Source organism: Micromonospora sp. HUAS YX12 (assembly GCF_040215685.1).
Taxonomy (GTDB): domain Bacteria; phylum Actinomycetota; class Actinomycetes; order Mycobacteriales; family Micromonosporaceae; genus Micromonospora; species Micromonospora tulbaghiae.
This window is the reverse complement of the sequence record NZ_CP157974.1, coordinates 5,088,307-5,106,087: the sequence shown is the minus strand read 5'-3', so window position 1 is coordinate 5,106,087 and position 17,781 is coordinate 5,088,307. Positions and strand designations below refer to the sequence as shown.

Here is a 17,781-nt window from a genome sequence, read left to right as displayed (position 1 = left end):
GCCAGGCTGCGCTTCAAGACCATCCGGATGGCCGAGTGTGGGGGCAGCCGTGTCGCCTCTAGGTTCGAGTTGATCTCCATGAACGATGACAGCACCTGCTCGGCATCGCACGGCGCCAAGCTCCTTCGACCAGCACTTCGAGACCAACGTACGAATGGAAATATCTGAAATGGGGAGCGACGCCGGCATGACCGAGAACCTTCCGGCGCAGGATCGGCTGCTCCAGGCGACCATCCGTCAATGGCGTGACAGTCTCATCAACCTGTCCGGCACGAACCGGCTCCTCAACTTCCGACTGAGTAGGTCGGGAGCCGTCCGGGTGCTCGAACCGGCCGCGACGGATGTCCTGGCCGGCTTGAACGCCGGCCGCCACTTCCGGTTCCGTCCTGCGGAGGAGGGCAACGACGAGTCCGAGACGGTAACGACGGAACCGCAAAACGCCCTCCCCGCAGCCGATCTCGGCAGGCCCGGCAGGGCTTTCCGGGTCGACGTCCTGCGCACGGACAAGCCGGTCAGCGATCTGAGTTCGGCACTTCGCAACCTCATGCGTCGGTCGAACCAGGAGTTCCTGGACCGAGGACTCTGGATCCTCTATCTCGCCTTCGGCTCGCTCACCTGGACCGACGGTGACAAGGCGCGATACACCAGTCCGCTGCTGCTCGTCCCGGTCCGGCTCGTTCCGACCGGGCCACGACAGCTGCCCTTTCTGCAGCGTGCGGACGAAGATCCGGTCGTGAACCCGGCGCTCACGCTGAAGCTCAACCAGCTCATGGTCACGTTGCCATCCGTCGACGACCTCGAGGACGTCGCCTATGCCGACTTCCTGTCCGACGTACGGGCCGCAGTGACCGGGCACGCCGGTTGGCGAGTCAACGACGAGGTGACGCTCTCCTACTTCTCATTCGCCAAGGAGGCGATGTACCGAGACCTGCTCGACAACGAGGCCTCTGTCGCCGGACATCCGGTGATCCAGGGCCTGGCAACGGGTGGGCGAGGCTCGGGAGAAGGCGGTTTCCTCTTCGATGAGCTGACCGAAGACCGGATAGACCAGGACATGCCGGCGGAGCAGATCCCGCTGGTTCTCGACGCCGACTCCTCGCAGCGCGCCAGCGTCGCCGCCGCGCTGGCTGGCCGCTCCTTCGTCATGGACGGCCCGCCCGGGACCGGGAAGTCGCAGACCATCGCCAACATGATCGGAGCGCTGCTGCACGCCGGTAAGCGGGTGCTGTTCGTTTCCGAGAAGGCCGCGGCGCTGGAAGTGGTCCGGAACCGGCTCCACGACGTCGGGCTCAGCGCCTATCTGCTCGAGCTGCACTCGCACAAGGCGACGAGAAAGGAGGTCGCGTCGGCCCTGGGGCAGGCATTGGAGACCGTTCCGGTCGCGCCGACCGGGATGAACGACATCGATCTGGACAACGCTCGCCGACGGCGGGAGGAGCTGAACGCGTACGCCGAGGCCATGAACCTGCCGCGGGCGCCGCTCAACTACTCGCTGCACGACGTCCTCGGCATGATCGCCAACTTGCACCACGTACCGGCCGCTCCGATGAGCGGCATCGCGCCGGTCGACTTGACGGTCGAGATGTTCGGGACCGTGCGGGTCACCGCTGCCGCACTCGCCCGGGCCTGGCGCCCCGCTAGCCAGGGACGTTCGTTCGCCTGGCGCGGCGTCACGCATCGCGGCTCCCTGGACGCCCGCCTCTACGCAGCCGCGTCGGCGCTCGACGCGTTGGCCGGTGTCACCGCGGCCCATGCGCCACTGGCCGCCGCGTTCGACGCCAGCCGGTTGTGCCAGGCCCCCGACCTCACGCGCATCGTCGCTCACTGCGCTTCACGGCCGGCCGGGGTGCCCCAGCAGTGGCTGACCGCCACCCAGCTCGACCAGGCCAAGGAATCCGCGGATCGCCTCGCTGCGGAACTCCGGGAGCTTGCCGACCGGCAGGAAGCGGCCAGCCGTGCCGCCGGTGTCGCCTGGTCCGAGCTCCCTACCGCGGACAGCACGCCCGACCTCGACACTTCGTCGCTGGAAAATCTTGCGGTTGCGCCGCTGCACCTGCCATCGCTGACTTCCGACCAGGCCACGGTGCTTGCCGACACGTTCGAGCGGGACGCCGAGACACTACGGACCGCCGCCCGCTCCCTCGGTGGGCTGGCCGTCATGCTCGGCCTGCCGCCCGTCGTGTCGTTCGACGACGCCGTGGCGACCCTGGCGGTGGCCAGTCTCGGTCGCAGCGAGAGCCGTCCCGAACGTGAGTGGCTGTCCGCCGTGGGCCACGCTGCGGCCAACGAGGCCGCGCGGGCGCTTCAGCAGGCCATCGTCGCCCTACTGGATGCGGAGCAGGCGGCGGCAGCGCATTACACCGATGCCTCACTCATGGCCGACGTAGAAGGCTTGGCGCACCGTTTCACGCATGAGCACCGGGGCCTGAAGAAGCTCAGCGGCGCCTACCGCGCAGACAAGCGTGCTCTAGTCGCGTTCACCTCGGCGGGGGTTGATTGGCAGACGGCGCGAGATCAGCTGGCGCTGGCAATCGCCTGGAAGCAGGCTGCGGCCGCCTTCAACGAGGCAGAGACTCGGTATGCCGCGGCCCTCGGCACTTACTACGACGGCCGCTCCACGGACTTCGACGTGGTCGCCCGGGCGTTGGCGATCGCGGACGCCGCCATCCGCCAGGCCCGCACCGCGGACCTGGCGAAGCTTGCTGATCACATCGCCTGTGACGGGATCCCCAACACGAGCCTGCTTGCGGTCGCCGACGAAACGCGCGCGCGGCTGCAGGACTGGCGGTCGCGTCTGATGCCGGAGCCGCTGCCTGCTGCACGGCCCGAGCTCGTGCTGCTTCCGATAACGCAGGCAGCCGAATGGTTGCAAACCCATCTGGTCCCGCTGCGGTCGACGGCTGCGTTGGCAGGGTCGGTGAGCAAGGCGGCGAACCGGCAACTGACCCTCGCCGAGTCTCGCCACCTGCTCGAGTTGCGCGCATCCGTTGACGCCGTCTACACCCTGCTCGCGGCACACGACCACGGCTACTCGTCGATCCTCGGTTCGCTTTACGCCGGTGAGCGCACCGACCTGACGGCGGTGTACACGGCCCTCGACTGGGCCGCGCAGATGCGCGCCTGCAGGAAGGGCTTCGAGGAGCCCTTGACCGCCACTCAGGCGGAGGCGTTGGAGAGCGTCGTTCCGACGCCGCAACTGGGCGACATCGAAAGACGGTGGGCCGGGGCGCGTGCAGACCTGCTCGCCGCCTTCGACCCCGGCAGGCACGCGGAACTGAGTTCCGAACTCGGCGATTACGCGGAGGCGGAGGATCTCATCGCGGCACTGCGCGAGGACAGCGCCGGACAGGACGAATGGTTCGCATATCAAAGCGCCCGGGCTGACCTCGTCGCCGTAGGACTCGAGACCGCCATCGACTTCTGCATCACCGAGGGCTTGAGCGCCGAACAGGTGCCGCTGGTGCTCGAGCGCGCCCTACTGCAGGAGTGGGCCGACCATCACCTGCATCAGGATGCGGCCCTGCGGGTCGTGCGGGCCGAGGATCGCGATTCACTCGTGGCCGAGTACCGCAGCCTGGACCGGGCGCTCATTGGGGCAGCGACCTCGCGGATCATCGCAGCGTGCAATGCACAGCGACCTCGCAACAACCTGGGCGAGTCGGGTGTCATCCGCCGTGAAGCCGGCAAGAAGAAGAAGCACATGCCGGTGCGGCTGCTGTTGGAGCGTACGCGCCATGTCACGCAGGCGATCAAGCCGTGCTTCATGATGTCGCCGCTGGCGGTCAGCCAGTATCTGCCGTCGGACATGCGGTTCGACGTCGTCATCTTCGACGAGGCCAGTCAGGTCGCACCCGCCGACGCTGTCAATTGCATCTACCGAGGCCACGCCCTCATCACGGCCGGTGACCAGAAGCAGCTCCCGCCGACCAGCTTCTTCACCGCCGGCGTCGCCGACGACAGCGATGAGTGGGACGAAGAGGCCGAGGACGGCGTCGACTTCGAGTCGGTTCTCGATCTGATGAAGGGTTCCGCGGAGTTCCGCGCCCTCACGCTGCGGTGGCACTACCGGTCCCGGCACGAGGCACTCATCGCCTTCTCGAACTCGTCGTTCTACAAGGGTCGGCTCATCACCTTCCCCGGCGCCGAGGATGTCGGACCCGACGTGGGCGTGGACCTGTTCCACGTCGCCGGCACCTACCGGCGTGGCTCGTCGCGCGACAATCCGGCCGAGGCGGCAAAGGTGGCGGAGCGCGTCGTCCACCACTTCACCACCCGCCCGCACCTCACGCTCGGCGTGGTGAGCTTTTCCGAGGCACAGGCCGCGGCCATTGAGCACGCCGTGGAACAGGCACGGCAGGACCGGCCGGAACTGGACAAGTTCTTCACCGACGATCGGCTTGATGGCTTCTTCGTCAAGAACCTGGAGTCGGTGCAGGGCGACGAGCGCGACGTGATGATCTTCTCGATCGGGTACGGCCCCGACGAGGCCGGGAAGACGACGATGAACTTCGGCCCGCTGAACCGGGCCGGTGGGTGGCGGCGATTGAACGTCGCCATCACCCGGGCGCGTTTCCGCAACGAAGTCGTCACCAGCGTACGGGCTTCGGACATCGTGGCCGCTGCCGGTAGCGAAGGGCTGCGGCATCTGCGCCGCTACCTGGACTACGCCGAACGGGGCATGGCGGCCCTTGCGCTGAGCACCAGCACCGGCGGTGATGCCGAGTCACCGTTCGAGGAGTCGGTCATCAAGGTTATCCGCTCCTGGGGCTACGAGGTGACGCCGCAGGTCGGCGCCGCCGGTTACCGGATCGACATGGGAGTGCGTCATCCGGACCGGCCCGGTGTCTACGTGTTGGGCGTCGAGTGCGATGGATTCCAGTATCACTCCTCCAAGGTCGCCCGGGACCGGGACCGGTTGCGTGATCAGGTCCTGCGCGGCCTCGGATGGCGGCTGCATCGCATCTGGGGCACCGCGTGGTATCGCAACCGTCTCGGCGAGGAGGAGCGCCTGCGTGCCGCGATCGAGAGGGCCGTCGCCGCCCCAGTTCGTGGGCTTCTGTCCAGCCCGGAAGAGGCGATCGAGCGACCCGCCGTCACCATTGAGGCGGCGGCCCTCGACCTGCACCCGGCCTGGGTGACGCCGTACCGGACGGCAATGGTGGATCGCCTGCCCTACTGGGCGGATCCGGGCGAACGCGGGAGCGCCCACGCCATGCGGGTCGGCGTCGCCGAGGTCGCCGCCGTGGAAGGGCCGGTGCACATCACGGTCCTGCACCAGAGGTTGCGGGAGTGCTGGGGCATCGGCCGGGTCGGGTCGCGGATCAGGGACAACATCGATGCCGCCATCCGTCAGGCCGGTCTCGACCGTGACGGGGATTTCGTGCGCGTGCCCGGCGCCGTTGTGGGCGAAGTCCGTAGCCCCGTTGAGGCGTGCAGCCGCAGCGTGGAGCAGGTCCACGACGACGAGCTGATGCTCGCCTTGACGAATCTCGTCCGTGACACGGGTGGCGTGGCCCGCGACGAGCTGAGCGCACATGTGGCCAAGTTGTACGGCTGGACCCGGCGTGGACCGGACATCTCCCGACGGCTTGAGCTGCTCATCGACCGCTTGGTTACTGACGGCGTGCTCATCGCCAACGGTCGTAGCCTGTCGATCGATATTCACCGGCTGGACGGGTAAGTAGGTGCCGGAGGTGATGAAGCAGTTGAGTCCGTTCAGCCGACGTCATCTCCGGCAAGGCAGTAACTCGTGGCACAGCTCGCGGACCTGCCCGCGCAGTTCCAGTGGCAGCCCCGTCGACCGGCGTCTCGTCAAGCAGCATCCGGGTAGCCCGTCAGGGCCCTCCGGGAGCTGCCCATCCTCGCGCTCGGTCTCGGCATAGCCTCGATACCCGTTGCCATCGTCTTCGGTCTTGCGTGTTCTTCGGCGTACCCGCCATCTGGTGGGCGGCAGAGGCCTCAACAGCGGCGACAACTATGCCCGCTTCGCTGGTGGATTTGATTCTCGGGCTGACAGGCATCGGTCTGTCCGTCCTGATCATCGTAGCCATGATCTTCGGCGACTCGGCGGGTAGTTGAGCGGCACCGCGGTGGAGGGCGCAGGAGAGGACAGCGGCGCTTCGTACGGACCTCAGTGTCAAACGAGAAGCGAGTGACGCTTGGTCTCCGTGACGAAGTCAGCCCACGCCCGCGGCGTGAAGGTGAGCGCCGGCCCCGCCGGATCCTTGGAATCGCGTACGGCTACCAGGGCAGGGAGGTTCGTGGCCACCTCCACGCACTCGCCGCCGTTGCCACCGCTGCGGTTGCTCTTGCGCCAGATGGCGCCGGTCAGGTCAGTCATGGCGCAGCTCCCCGATGATCCCCTTGATCGTGTCCCTTGATTCTGCCTCACTCTGCGCCAGCCGAGTGACGCTCGCAAACGCCTCCTCGTAGGCCCGCAGCTCCGCAGGCTTGTCCAGGTAGAGCGCGCCGGTAAGGGACTCGCTGTAGACGACCGAGGGTTCGGGCGCCGCCCGACCGCCCTTTGTCGCCGGGAAGTCCAGGATGACGAACGACCCCGCGACGGCACCGAGGTGCGGGCCGGCGGCGAGCGGTACTACCCGCACCGACACGTTGGGCCGTTCCGAGGCTTCGAGGAGGGCGGTGAGCTGTCCGATCATGACGGCCTGTCCACCGACTGTGCGTCGCAGCACCGCCTCCGAGATGACAGCCTCCAACCGAGGGGGCTTGGGCAACCGGCGGCTGAGCAGGTTCTGCCGCTGCAGTCGCACCTGGACGGCGTGCTCGCGATCCTCGTCGGTCACGGCGGGTTGGTCGATGCGCGCCAACGCCTGGATGTACTCGCGAGTCTGGAGCAGGCCGGGAATGACCGTTTCCTGGCACTGGCGAAGGGATGCGGCGGCGGACTCCAGGCCCACGTACAGCTCGAACCACCTCGGTACCGCGTCCCCGTACGCGTGCCACCACCCCTTCGACTTCGTCTCCGCGGCCAGCCCTCGCATCGCCTCGGTCATCTCCGCGGACACCCCGTACAGCTCGCACATCGCCTTGACATCGAGCACCCGGACCGCGCCCAGGCCGCACTCGAGGCGCCAGATCTTCTGCCGGCTGTATTCCAGCGCCTCCGCCGCGGCGTCGAGGGTCACGCCGGCCTCGTTGCGGAACTGGCGCAGCAGCCGGCCGAGCTGTCGGCGCGGCACGGTCGAGCCGATGTCTTCCGCCATTCGGGCACTCCCTGGTTCCATCCGGCAACAACGAGTGACGTAGCTCTGCAACGTCTACTCGTTTCCACGAAATAAGTCAATGCACAACCCGGAAAGTCGCGGTTGGAACGTTGCGCGTCCACTGCGCACTGTCACAGGATGACTACCGGCACGATGGCCCGGCGATCTCTACCGCCCGGACGCTGTACCTGCCGATCGGTGATCCGTTGAGCAGCCCTGGTGCCGTACCGCTGAGCGAAGCTGCGGTGTCAGGGCGGGGTGGGCCCGCCGGCGCGGGACGGGCAGGCGGGCCCACCCCTTCCACGACAAGGAGGACAGGCTGATGAGCGTCAGTAACGATCGACCGGGGCGGGGCAGCGGGACGACCGCGTACCCCTCGCTGCTGCCGTGGCAGGTGCGCGAGCGCCGCTTCCCGCCCGCCCGGTTCGGGGGCCGCGGCCTCGACCCCGATGCGGTGTACGCCTACCTCGGCCGGGTCGCCGGTGACATGGCCTCGCTCCACGCCGAGATCAACAGGCATCGCCAGGAGACCCTGCGGATCAAGGTGGCGCTGCGCCGCTGGCAGTCCGAGCAGGCGCGGCAGGCGAACGGCGAGCGCCGGTGATCGAGCGCGGAGCCAGCGCGCGGGCCGCTACGAACCGGACCGGCGAGCGGAACCGGGGGAGGTTCCCAACGTCGGCCGAGAAGGTGCCGCCCGGCGGTGACCCGCCCCGGTCCGCCCGGCCGGCCGGGCACCACGACCTCTTTGTCACGCCCGCTCAGCTCGCCAGGGCGAACCGGCTGGCCGACCTGCACTGGCGCAGCCCCACCGAGGATCCGCGTACCAGGAAATGCCCGGACTGCCGCGCCGACGGCACCTGCCCCCGGGCGGCCTGGGCCGGCTCGATCATCGCGCGCTGCGTGCGGACGTACCGGCGATGAACGTCTTCGACCTGTCGCCCGCGCAGATCCGTAACCGGCTGATCCTGCGGGCGCGGCGGGCGGGGCTGGCCGCCGCGTCCGGACCGCAGCCGCCGCCACGCCCGCGCGGCATCCCCGCGTCGGTGCCGGCGGCGGTGGCCCCGGTGCCGGTCGTCCCGTGCGTGACCGTCGCCGCCGGGGACGTGGTGCAGCTCGCCGAGACCGACTACCGGAACGCGGAGGGTCCGCTGCGGCTGCGGGTCGTGCGGGTCCGGCCGGACCTGAGCGAGTGGTACGACGGCGAGTGGGTGTGGCTCGAAGGCGTCGAGATCGGTCCGGACGGTCAGGACGGCGCGCTCCGGCCGGTGCTGGCCCGGGTCGCCGCCCTTCGGCCGGATAGCTGAGGGGTCGACGTCTGCGTGCGGCAGCTGGAACGGGTCGGGCCGGCGGTTCTTGAACCCCGGCGGGTCTCGTGGAAGGGTCCTCCCATGCTGGAGCACCACCTGTCCGCAGGACCTGCGGCATGAGGCTGCTCCGCCGGCGACGGCACCTCAACCGCAGCGAGTGCGCGGCGGTCATCGCGGCGGCGGCGACACTCGCCGCGACGTTCGACATCACCTGGAGGGTCGGGGCCAGCGGGCAGGGCCACAGCCTGGAAGCGCTGGCCGGCAGCCTGGTCGAGGTCCGCCGGGAGGGCGGCACGTTCAGCCTTCCCGAAGAAGCGCGGGCCTGGTTCGACCTGGGCTTCGACATCCCGGACACGGCGTACGCTCTGGCGCTGATCCTCGTGTGGTCGTTCGCCGCGACCCGGGAATCCGGGGGTGGTCCTCCGAACGGGCACGTGCCCGTCGCGATGTGGCATCTGCGCCAGCTCCTGCCCCGCTCGGCGCACCGTGCGCTCGCCGACATCGAGCACGCCTTCGCGCGGTTCGAGTCGCCCGCACCTACGTGGGTCGGCTGATCAGGCTCACCCGATGTCCGGGAGCCGCCGGCTCGCCGCCCGCTCCAGGTGCAGCAACAGCAGGAAAGGCTTGGCGCGCTGGGCTGCCTTGCGCCAGGTGAGCGCCCGGAGGCCGTACTTGAACACGACCGTCGACGGCACGGTGGCGCCGAGGACGTCCCACACCACCTCCTGGGCGACCTGCCCGGCGATGCGCGGTCGGGCGAACTCCGCGATCGTTTCGCGGTAGCGACGGGTCAACTCGCGCGCCGTTGCCTCCGGTGTCAGGACCGGGTCGAGGCCCCGCGACAGCGCGAGCAGCGACTCGTCCAGCAGGCTCCGGAAGCCGGCGTTGTAGCGGCGGGACTCGACGATCTGGTCGACGCTGAGCTGGTTGAGTGGGCCGATCTGAAGCTGCCCCAGCACCTCCCGGACCACCGCGGCCTCGAAGCGTTGCGGTTGCGCCCGGCCGAGGCTCCGGGTGAGCTGTGCCTTCACCGCCGGATTGGACAGCATGCCGTCCTGCCGCAGCTCGGACGAGATGACGAGGGAGGCCATGTAGTTGCGCAGGCTCACGATCTCGGCCGCACCCTGCCGCAGCGTGCGCGGGTCGGTCTCGGTCCGGCGGTACGCCTCCTCCCGGATCGCCCGCATCACCTCGTCCATCCGGGTCAGGCTCTCGCGCAGTTGCCCCTGCTCGATGACCAGATCGGCGCGGCGGCCCCGCTTCGCGCCCTCGCCGAAGCGCACCCGGCCACCGTCGTCGACCTCGTACTCGTGGCCCCAGAGGCCCAGGAGCCCGGCCTCCCGCAGCTCGTCGACCCGCCGGTTGATCTCGGCGGCCCGCTCCCGGTAGGCGGCTGGGACCTCGAAGGAAGCCCGCAGCACGACGCGATCGGAGAAGAACACGACCGACTGCAGCACCTTGTCAATGGTGTGCGTGTCGACGAGACCGCTGTCCAGCAGAGTGAGCGACCGGGTCATCGAGCCCCCGCCAGATAGGTGAGGAAGTCCACCTCGTACAGGTGCATGCTCCAGGAGTGGTAACAGATTCTGCTGCCACGCAGTCCGAGCGCGAGGGCGGCGTCGGAGGCCAGCTGGGCGAAGGTCAACAACTCGGGCACGAACCCGACCCAGACGTCGACGCTGCGGGCGGTGAGGAAGAGTACGAGGTCGTCGCCGACGATCCGGAGGGCACCACCGACCGGCGACACCGGAAAACGACCGCCCAGGTCCTCCTCCGGCCGCCACATCGAGAAGACCGCCGACCTGCTGTGCTCGTCCTGCCGAAGCATCTCGGTGGCCTGCTCGAACTGGTCGATCGGCGACCCGTCCGCCGCGACCCAACGCCGCAGCCGCTGGTAGAGCAGCGACGATTCCCGCTGCTCGCCGAAGATCCGGTCGCGATAGTCCTTGATCAGTTCCGGGTACAGGTAGCCCTGCGGCGGGGTCAGGTCGGCCGGGTTCCGCAGCCAGACGGTGAGCCCCGGAATATCGAAACAGATCCCGTGCCGCGTCGCGACTCGCGCTGGCTCGCCGCGGGAGAAGACCGACAGCACGTCGTGCCAGCCGGATGCGACGGTGGCCACCTCAAGCTCCACGCGAAGGTCCTCCTGACGGTTCCCGGTCCGTTGCCTCGCGAAAGCTCGGCAGGGGCAGCACCGGCATCGCCGGCAGGTCGAACAGCGTCTGCCCGGTGGGAGGCGAAGTGCGGGTCACGATGCACACGTCGGTGGCAAGCAGCGGCACCTCCACGTCGAGCCCGTTCGCGGCAAGGGTCTGACCCGACGTCACGAGCAACACCCCGGCGCCGTCGTCGTCCGCGCGGATGACGCCCTCGGTGGCCCCGTGCAGCCGTACGATCCGGGTGGGTCGACGGTTGGCGCAGGCGGCGAGCCAGGCCCGGGTGATGGCCGGATATTCGGTGTAAATGGTTCGTGGCGTCCGGCCGGTCATCGTGCAGTAGGTGACGAAAGACGTCCGGGCCGGCGGCAGCGCGTGGAGTGCGAGCCCGTCGCCGTTCGCGAGACACCATTCGACGCATACGTCGTATCCGGTGATGCCGATGTCGGCGGCTCCCGAGGCCACGAGTTCCGGTATGTCGAAGCCCCGGCAGTGGACGAGTGATTCGGCGCCCAGGCGGTGCCACAGCGATCTCGGGTGAGCCTTGTCCAGGCCAGGGAAGCGGCTGCCGATGAAGTCGGCGACCGGGCCGTGCATTCGGCTTGACGGGCTGGGCACCGCGACGATCACCGCGACCTGCCCGGCGCCTCGGTCTTGGTCACCGATCGCACTCCGGAGCCGATGTCTTCGACCGGGACCACCGCGTCGACCAGTGCCCGGAGCGCGAACTCGGTCGGCTGCTCGGAGAACAACACCGTCTTGCCCTGCCCCACGGCATAGCCGACCTCGATGCACACGCTCACGCCCGCATATCCGCCGGCGGCGACGACGAAGATCGCATCCGACTTCGCGATCTTCGCGAGGAAGTCACGGGTGAGCTGGATCTTGTCCGGCTCGTCGACCTGCACGTGCTGCTCGTTGAAGTCATAGCGCGGGGTGTAGACGGTCAAGCCCAGGTTGCGGAACGCCGCCTCCGCACGTTGAGCGGTGTCGTAGAACTTGGAGCTGCTGCATATTGTGATCGCCTCGATGGCCGGCATCGGTCCTCCATGTACGCGGTCGATGGTCGTGCTCAGGTGAGCGGTATCAGATGCCGGGGCTCGTCGAGGTACCCGACACCGGCTTCACGCCGCAGAATCCTCTCCCACACCATCGAAGGCGCTTCTGATTCGATCGGCCGGGGCAGCTTCCGCCGGTCGGCGAGCGCGGGATAGTCCAGGTGGAACGGGCGCACCGCCAGGCGGCGCGGTAGCCCCGGGCTGATCCGGGCCAACTCGTGGAAGCTCATTTCAAGTTGTTCCTCGGTCCAGTCGTTTGCACCGACCGCCGGAAACAGATCGAAGCCGAGGTCGAGCGCCAGAACGATCCCGTCCCGGATGGCCGGCCAGCCGCCGCTGTCTGGCGCGTGATGCAGCGTTGTGTGCACCTTGACGCGCCGCAGCTCACCGCGTTCGGCGGCGGACAGCCGAAGGCCGCTCTGCTGCCACGCGTACGACAGGGCGGAGAGGTTCGACTCCACCTTGAGGACGACGGACCCGAGCAGGTCCCGCGCCGCCAAGGCGCGGTAGATCTCAATCACGAGGGAGGGTGCGAGCAGCGGCTCGCCGCCGCTGACGCGCAACAGGCTGAGCTGCCGATCAGTCGCCTGAGCCGTCCGCCTGAGTGCGACGAACTCGTCCACCACTGCGTCCGCGTTCGTGGTGAAGGCGTCCCGGCCGGCCAGGTGGCGGTAGTCGACGTAGCAGTAGGAGCAGCGGAAGTTGCACGCGGCGACGTGTGTGATGGCCGCCAGGTTGTGCTCCCACCAGTGCCCGCCGAGCTCCGCTGCCACCGTCACCGGGCTGTCGGACAGGTTGGCCAAATGCCGCAGAGTGGCGAACTCGGGGAGGGAGGTCGGCAGGCGCATCCGGTCCCGGCGCACCGGGGTGAAGAAACGGAACTGCCGGCTCTGGACGCCGCCGAGATCCGTCTTGCGCAGGTCGGTGAAGGCGTAGTCACCACCGCCGGTGTTCACGATCCGGTGTGCCCTGAGCAGGATCGGTCGTTGCTTCGACTCATCAGAAGCGTCCATCAGTTGAGCATCTCCATGACCGTGGCCTCGATCTCTGCAGTGGCCGAATGGCCTGCGAGTGCGACTCGGATGCGTCGACGCAGGGTCACGAAGCTCCGCCCCTCCTCGAGGTCGAGTCCAGCCACGAACTGACACTGGTCCTGGCCGAGCTCGGCGAGGCGTCGGTGCGTCCGGTCTGCGTCGTCGTACCGGGGGATGGGTAGTTTCCACACGTGTTTGTCGATATGCCGTTCGTCCTTGCTGTATGACATCAGCGGACGGGCGATCGTGGTAAGAGCCGGGCTGTTCAGGATCGCGCTGAGATAGTGACCTTCCGCCTGGCTGTCGATCGCGCAGTAGTAGAGCGCATGCTCGATGACCGCGGCCGGGTCGTCGACGATGGCGGCGGCGACGTGCATCCCGGAGGCGGAGTAGGCCAACCGAAGAGGCGGCGCGGGGAGCTGCGCGGTCAGCTTGTGTCGGAAGTCGAGCTGCTCGGCCAAGGTGAGGCGTGGACTGCTGCGGTGCGCCTCCCAGGTGGCCTCGGCCTTCTCCCACCACTCGGCGAGGCCGAAGTAGTAGTCGAGTCGGGACCCAGGCCCGGCCATCAGCGTGGAGCCGTCGAGCGGCAGCACCGCCTTCCTCGCGGGCAGGACCCGGTAGGGCAGCACGCTCTCGCCGAGGAGTACGGGGCGGATGAACTCGGATTCCACGACGCCTTCGAGCGAGGGCAGTTCCTTCCACGGGGCCTTCTCCAGGTTGCTGCGCGCCGAGCGCACAGCGTGGCGGCCAGCCCCGAGCCCGAGCCGTCCGCCGGAAGCCGTGTCCACAAAGAACAGCAGCTTCGGCACGATCGTGGCGCCCTGGGTAAATCGTGGCTTGTACGGTGACTCAGCGAGGGTCGACCCACAGGCGGCCAGATCGGCTTTCTCCCGAGTGATGAGAGATTCGACCTGCTGCCATGACCTTGCGTCCATCGGCACGCGTCCCGTCCAACGCTCGGTCACCGAGGGCAGGCGTCGGTAGGTGCTCAGCGATGCTCGGGCGCCGAAGATGACGCCGGCACCGCGTGGGAAAGGATGGGGGCGCAGGCGTCGCAGGTCCCAGGAGCCGGTAAAGGCGACAGCGGTCGGCTCGACGTTGTCCTCGTACCACCCCCTGCGAAAGCCCTCGAAGTACTCCCGATCGAGCACCGAGTTGGGCAGGACGAAGGCGAACGAGCCGTCATCGCGCAAATACTGCTGGACCGCTCGGGTCACGAAGAGAGCTGAGAGGTCCTGGTTCGTGGCGAACTCCCGGCCGTGCCAGAGCCCGCGGTCGCGGGAAAGCTCTCTGAATCGTGTCTGCATGTCGCGAGGCATGTGGCGGTACGAGAGCCACGGCGGGTTTCCGATTAGGACGTCCACCCGGTTGTCCTTCATGGCCAGCCAGACTGGCCGGGCCAGGTTGCGCAGGTAGTAGCTCCAGATGTGGTCGCGGCCCTCGTCGTGCAGCCGGCACATCGCCTCGAAGGTGCCACGGATCATTGGCTGGTCATCCGGCTCGATCTCCAGGTGGTGGAAGAAGGCCCCCAGTGACGGCGGGTTGTCCGGATCCCGCGGCTTGGCCGCGATGCCGGCGAGTCCGGAGACGATCTGGTCGAAGCGGCTCGGCTCGTTGAGCAGCTTCTTCGGAAACCGGAGCCACTCCTCGGCGTCGCTTGCGCTGTGGCCCGCACTGATTCGTACGTGCTCCTCGGTGAAGAGGTCGAGACGCTCCCGCCACTGCATGCTGTCTCCGAGATAGACCGGGATGGTGATGGCACCCCGCTGGTCGGTCAGTCGCCGGTGGCCGATGGCGAGCAGGTAGGTCACGCGGGCGAGCGCCACGGCGACCGGGTGCAGGTCGACGCCGATCACGTGATGGGTGAGCTGCGTCAGCGCGGCGTCCAGCGGCACGTCCGCCGTCTCGGCGGCGGCGAGATACCGGCGGACCGCGTGGAAGAGGAACGTGCCGGAGCCGCAGGCGGGGTCCAGCACCCGTTGCCGCAGCGGATCGGTGACGACCGTGTCGACGAGGTGCTCGGCGAGCCAGTCGGGGGTGTAGTACTCGCCCATCCGCTTGCGCGTCTCCGGGCCGATCATCGACTCGTACAGCACCTTGAGGATGTCGTGGTCGGCCCGCAGCCAGTCGAACCGCGCCAGTCGCCGGGTGAGCCCCTGGATGAACTCGCGACCGCCGGGCACCTCAGTGGTCCAGCCGAAGAAGTCGTGCTCGACCACGCCCAGGATGCGGGCCTGGTCGAACCGTTGCCCGGTGATGAGGTCCTGCGGCTGCAACTCCAGGGCGTCGATGCCGACGACCAGGTGCGCGATGATGTATGCGCTGTTCATCAACAGGGTGTGCTCGACGAACAGGTCCGGGTCGTCAACGAACTGGGTGCCCAGGGCGCTGTCGAGCAGCTCAGCCCACAGTTTCCGCTTCAACTCCACGGTCGGCACATGCTCGTGCTCCGCGTAGAGCGCGGCGAGCGCGGCACGGTCCAGCTTGTGGGAGGTGCTCTGCGCGCCGAGGCGGCGAGCCACCTCGGCGGGAGCCGGGCGGACCCGCTGGCTCGTCGCCAGCACACCTTCCAGCCAGTAGAAGAGGGCCAAACCGTCGGAGCGGGTGGCAGCGACCGTGTGGGTGTCGATGAGGGTCAGCGCGTCGCCGGTCAGCTGGTACGCCCGCCAGGTGGCGCCGTCGGTGAGGATGCCGACGTACCGCTGGCCGCTCTCCATGCTCCGCGAGCGCACGTAGCCGCCGAGCTGGCGCTCGGCCTCCAGCAGCGGGCGACCGGTCTGCAGCCGTCGCTTGACCTCGATGATGGTGTAGCCGACCTCGATGTCGATGCGCCGTCCACCGCCGGCCGGGGCCTCGAGGTCGACGTCGTCGAGGTGGGAGTCGGAGAGCCCGAAATCGCCGGTCAGCAGCAGCTGGCGGATGTCGGCCTGCAGGGTCGCCTCGCTGCGGGCGGCGCGCCGGTCGGCGATCCGCGCCAGCAGCGGCTGCAGTGTCGGAGGGAAGCCGTCGGGCGCGCGTACCTGCGGCCGGGGTGACGAGTGGCGGCTTCGGCTTACGTCTGGCGTACCGTCCGAGCGGGCCATGCACCAGTGTGGATATTGTGACTCGCCGAAGCCAAGCGATTACGAATGACTGTCGGATTAAGGACAGCTCACATTCGGTGACCCTATACGTTCCAGTCCTACGAATCCGGTGGTCGGTAGGGTGGCACCCACCGCCTCAATCGAACGTGCAGGAGGCCGCTTCGTGCCGCAGCTCGCCCTGGCCAACAGCGCCACAAGGTGCCGAAACGGGCGCCGCGACAAGTCGGCGGCAAGGGCGCTTCGCCGCCCAGCGACACGGTGAAGCGTGAGTACACGGTCCGACGCGGCCCCTGGGAAACCCCGGCGATGCGGGCCGGCGACGGCAGGAGGCCCGTGTGGCTGTGGCTACAGGACGAGGAGGTCCACGCCTCCCTCGTCCCGGTGGACGACACGCCGCCGCGTCGGCTGGGCCCCGCGGACGTCGCCCGACTCCTGCTCGCCGACCCGTCTCGGGCGATGCCGGCCATCCGTGCGCTGACCGGCGTCGCCGATGACGAGGAAGCCTTGGATTGCCTATGGAGCTGGCGTCGGTCCGCCCGGATCGCGGCCAACCTCGACGCCTCGGACCTGTCGGGCCGGCGGGTCGTGGAGGCGATGCGGAAACCCGACCGGCGCGACCCGGACGGCAGCATCGGCACGGTGTCGGGCGGCCTTCCGAGCATCAACAAACGCCGCCGGTGACACGGGCTGAGGTTCGGTCAGGCGGGCACCGATCCGAGGCCGACGCCGTCGAGCAGGTTGATCAGCTCGTCGTCGCGAGTCACCTCGTAGCCCCGCTCGCGTAGCTCCGCGATCAGCGCCGCCTCACGGTCGACCGGAACCTCCAGGTACCCACCGTCGTGGACCGTCAGCACGACCTCCCCGTACCGCTCCTGCAGGTCCTTCGGCAGCACGTCGAGCGCCCGCGCCGCCACCATCGTGGGCCAGCTCATCTCCACGACCGCCCCCAGCTCTGCGATGTCGAACGGCTCGTCGTCGGGGTGGTCGTCCTCGTCGTAGCACTCCGGGCCGGCCGGGTTCTCCAGATGGATCATCGGCACCCGACGGGCTTCGCCCCACGTACGCGCGGCGGCGAGCGCCCGGATCTCCGCGGCCTCCCCCGTGGCGGTGTCGGCGTCAACGAAGGCGAGGGTGTCGTGGTTGGTGGCGTGGCCGTAGACCAGGCGGTGCTGCGTCGTCATGGCGCCCATCCTGCATGAATGGTCCGACAAACCAAGATCGGCTGGCGCGGACACCGATCATCGTCGATCGAGGGTCAGCATCGCGAGCGTGCGCCACGTAGGGTGGGCTTCGGACCTCTCCCCGTAACCGGAGTGCATCTTGGGCCTGAAGTACTACCTCTACCTGTCGCATCTCAAGATCGGGCTCCTGGCGGCACAGGTCGCCTCCTCCGCGCAGCACGAGACCGAGCTTGCCGTGGACCTGAAGGTCGTCCGCTACAGCCGCAAGGCGGTCCTGCCCGAGCGCCACGACCTCGACAAGCTGGAGAAGGTGATCCGGCACCTGCAGGACGCCGACCAGATCGGCGCCGCGGACGAGGAACGCCCCTACGTCCAGGCCTGCCTGGAGATGCGCTGGCAGGTCTTCCCGACCGCCGGCATCGTGGTCTTCGCGGGGACGCTCGACGACCAGGTCATCGTCCTCGGTGGCTCGGCGTCGCACGTGGTCGGTGGCGGTGACGCCGAACCGGTGGGGTCGGTCCCGCCGTACCTGTTCCGCAAGCTTCAGGAACTGCGGGCCGACCCGGGCGAGTTCGACGACGAGCGCTTCCACGAGTCGCTGGCGCAGATCGGGGCCGCCCTCCCGGGGCCGGCGCAACGGGTCGAGTTCGTCGCGAAGCGGCTGGCCGAGAAGCCGGGCCTGAACGGCACGCTGCTGGGCAGTCCGATCTACGTGGCGCTCGTCGACTAGGGCCGCGGC

17 protein-coding genes are annotated in these 17,781 nt (G+C 68.6%); 8 read left to right on the top strand and 9 right to left on the bottom strand.

Annotated elements, in window-relative coordinates; translation table 11 throughout:
* Positions 1-187 precede the first annotated feature (187 nt).
* Together ABIH81_RS24365 and ABIH81_RS24360 are read left to right on the top strand one after the other, a co-directional pair.
* On the top strand, positions 188-5,680 hold the full coding sequence (locus tag ABIH81_RS24365) for a DUF3320 domain-containing protein (protein WP_349877204.1): 5,493 nt from the start codon (positions 188-190) through the stop codon (positions 5,678-5,680).
* A 236-nt stretch (positions 5,681-5,916) separates the two neighbouring features.
* Positions 5,917-6,078: a hypothetical protein gene (locus ABIH81_RS24360; protein ID WP_349877203.1), complete on the top strand. Its 162-nt coding sequence runs from the start codon at positions 5,917-5,919 to the stop codon at positions 6,076-6,078.
* Positions 6,079-6,136: 58 nt separating this feature from the next.
* Here ABIH81_RS24360 and ABIH81_RS24355 read toward each other — a convergent pair whose 3' ends face one another.
* Entirely contained in the window at positions 6,137-6,340 is a 204-nt protein-coding gene (locus tag ABIH81_RS24355) for a DUF397 domain-containing protein (protein WP_349877202.1), read from the bottom strand.
* Positions 6,333-7,223, bottom strand: a complete 891-nt coding sequence (locus tag ABIH81_RS24350) for a helix-turn-helix transcriptional regulator (RefSeq protein WP_349877201.1) — start codon at positions 7,221-7,223, stop codon at positions 6,333-6,335. Before ABIH81_RS24350 ends, ABIH81_RS24355 begins: the two co-directional genes overlap by 8 nt.
* A 322-nt stretch (positions 7,224-7,545) precedes the next feature.
* On the opposite strand from ABIH81_RS24350, the gene ABIH81_RS24345 reads away from it, so the two are divergent.
* The 4 genes from ABIH81_RS24345 (at position 7,546) to ABIH81_RS24330 (ending at position 9,084) form a co-directional block, all read left to right on the top strand.
* On the top strand, positions 7,546-7,827 hold the full coding sequence (locus ABIH81_RS24345; RefSeq protein WP_349877200.1) for a DivIVA domain-containing protein: 282 nt from the start codon (positions 7,546-7,548) through the stop codon (positions 7,825-7,827).
* Complete coding sequence (locus ABIH81_RS24340; RefSeq protein WP_349877199.1) at positions 7,824-8,144, top strand: hypothetical protein; 321 nt, start codon at positions 7,824-7,826, stop codon at positions 8,142-8,144. Before ABIH81_RS24345 ends, ABIH81_RS24340 begins: the two co-directional genes overlap by 4 nt.
* Positions 8,141-8,527, top strand: coding sequence for a hypothetical protein (locus ABIH81_RS24335; RefSeq protein WP_349877198.1), 387 nt, complete (start codon positions 8,141-8,143; stop codon positions 8,525-8,527). Before ABIH81_RS24340 ends, ABIH81_RS24335 begins: the two co-directional genes overlap by 4 nt.
* Positions 8,528-8,646: 119 nt before the next feature.
* The gene (locus ABIH81_RS24330) at positions 8,647-9,084 is read left to right on the top strand and encodes a hypothetical protein (RefSeq protein WP_349877197.1); all 438 of its coding nucleotides are present in this window, start codon (positions 8,647-8,649) and stop codon (positions 9,082-9,084) included.
* A 6-nt stretch (positions 9,085-9,090) separates the two neighbouring features.
* On the opposite strand, the gene ABIH81_RS24325 is transcribed toward ABIH81_RS24330, so the two are convergent.
* From ABIH81_RS24325 to ABIH81_RS24300, 6 genes are read right to left on the bottom strand one after another with little or no spacing between them, the layout of a single operon-like run.
* Positions 9,091-10,047 carry a hypothetical protein gene (locus ABIH81_RS24325; RefSeq protein ID WP_349877196.1) on the bottom strand — a complete coding sequence of 319 codons (957 nt, stop codon included), beginning with the start codon at positions 10,045-10,047 and terminating at the stop codon, positions 9,091-9,093.
* Entirely contained in the window at positions 10,044-10,664 is a 621-nt protein-coding gene (locus ABIH81_RS24320) for a thymidylate synthase (protein ID WP_349877195.1), read from the bottom strand. Before ABIH81_RS24320 ends, ABIH81_RS24325 begins: the two co-directional genes overlap by 4 nt.
* Positions 10,654-11,316, bottom strand: coding sequence for a hypothetical protein (locus ABIH81_RS24315; protein ID WP_349877194.1), 663 nt, complete (start codon positions 11,314-11,316; stop codon positions 10,654-10,656). The genes ABIH81_RS24320 and ABIH81_RS24315 overlap by 11 nt, the downstream gene beginning before the upstream one ends.
* On the bottom strand, positions 11,313-11,726 hold the full coding sequence (locus tag ABIH81_RS24310; protein ID WP_349877193.1) for a hypothetical protein: 414 nt from the start codon (positions 11,724-11,726) through the stop codon (positions 11,313-11,315). The genes ABIH81_RS24315 and ABIH81_RS24310 overlap by 4 nt, the downstream gene beginning before the upstream one ends.
* A 32-nt stretch (positions 11,727-11,758) precedes the next feature.
* Positions 11,759-12,700 (bottom strand): radical SAM protein, encoded by a 942-nt coding sequence (locus tag ABIH81_RS24305; protein ID WP_349877192.1) that lies wholly within the window; start codon positions 12,698-12,700, stop codon positions 11,759-11,761.
* 56 nt (positions 12,701-12,756) lie between these two features.
* Positions 12,757-15,861 (bottom strand): N-6 DNA methylase, encoded by a 3,105-nt coding sequence (locus tag ABIH81_RS24300; RefSeq protein WP_349877191.1) that lies wholly within the window; start codon positions 15,859-15,861, stop codon positions 12,757-12,759.
* 333 nt (positions 15,862-16,194) lie between these two features.
* On the opposite strand from ABIH81_RS24300, the gene ABIH81_RS24295 reads away from it, so the two are divergent.
* A complete protein-coding gene (locus tag ABIH81_RS24295; RefSeq protein ID WP_349877190.1) occupies positions 16,195-16,542 on the top strand; it encodes a hypothetical protein in 348 nt (115 codons plus the stop codon).
* A 17-nt stretch (positions 16,543-16,559) separates the two neighbouring features.
* Here the strand turns inward: ABIH81_RS24295 and ABIH81_RS24290 are convergent, their stop codons facing one another.
* Positions 16,560-17,042, bottom strand: coding sequence for a hypothetical protein (locus ABIH81_RS24290; protein WP_349877189.1), 483 nt, complete (start codon positions 17,040-17,042; stop codon positions 16,560-16,562).
* Positions 17,043-17,181: 139 nt separating this feature from the next.
* Between ABIH81_RS24290 and ABIH81_RS24285 the strand changes: the two genes are divergently transcribed.
* Positions 17,182-17,772 carry an SAVMC3_10250 family protein gene (locus tag ABIH81_RS24285; RefSeq protein ID WP_349877188.1) on the top strand — a complete coding sequence of 197 codons (591 nt, stop codon included), beginning with the start codon at positions 17,182-17,184 and terminating at the stop codon, positions 17,770-17,772.
* The last annotated feature ends 9 nt before the right edge of the window (positions 17,773-17,781 follow it).

Coding starts and splice junctions, on each gene's coding strand:
- ABIH81_RS24345 (WP_349877200.1), top strand. CDS start 7,546: ATGAGCGTCAGTAACGATCGACCGGGGCGGGGCAGCGGGACGACCGCG.
- ABIH81_RS24325 (WP_349877196.1), bottom strand. CDS start 10,047: ATGACCCGGTCGCTCACTCTGCTGGACAGCGGTCTCGTCGACACGCAC.
- ABIH81_RS24365 (WP_349877204.1), top strand. CDS start 188: ATGACCGAGAACCTTCCGGCGCAGGATCGGCTGCTCCAGGCGACCATC.
- ABIH81_RS24300 (WP_349877191.1), bottom strand. CDS start 15,861: ATGGCCCGCTCGGACGGTACGCCAGACGTAAGCCGAAGCCGCCACTCG.
- ABIH81_RS24350 (WP_349877201.1), bottom strand. CDS start 7,223: ATGGCGGAAGACATCGGCTCGACCGTGCCGCGCCGACAGCTCGGCCGG.
- ABIH81_RS24330 (WP_349877197.1), top strand. CDS start 8,647: ATGAGGCTGCTCCGCCGGCGACGGCACCTCAACCGCAGCGAGTGCGCG.
- ABIH81_RS24355 (WP_349877202.1), bottom strand. CDS start 6,340: ATGACTGACCTGACCGGCGCCATCTGGCGCAAGAGCAACCGCAGCGGT.
- ABIH81_RS24335 (WP_349877198.1), top strand. CDS start 8,141: ATGAACGTCTTCGACCTGTCGCCCGCGCAGATCCGTAACCGGCTGATC.
- ABIH81_RS24310 (WP_349877193.1), bottom strand. CDS start 11,726: ATGCCGGCCATCGAGGCGATCACAATATGCAGCAGCTCCAAGTTCTAC.
- ABIH81_RS24290 (WP_349877189.1), bottom strand. CDS start 17,042: ATGACGACGCAGCACCGCCTGGTCTACGGCCACGCCACCAACCACGAC.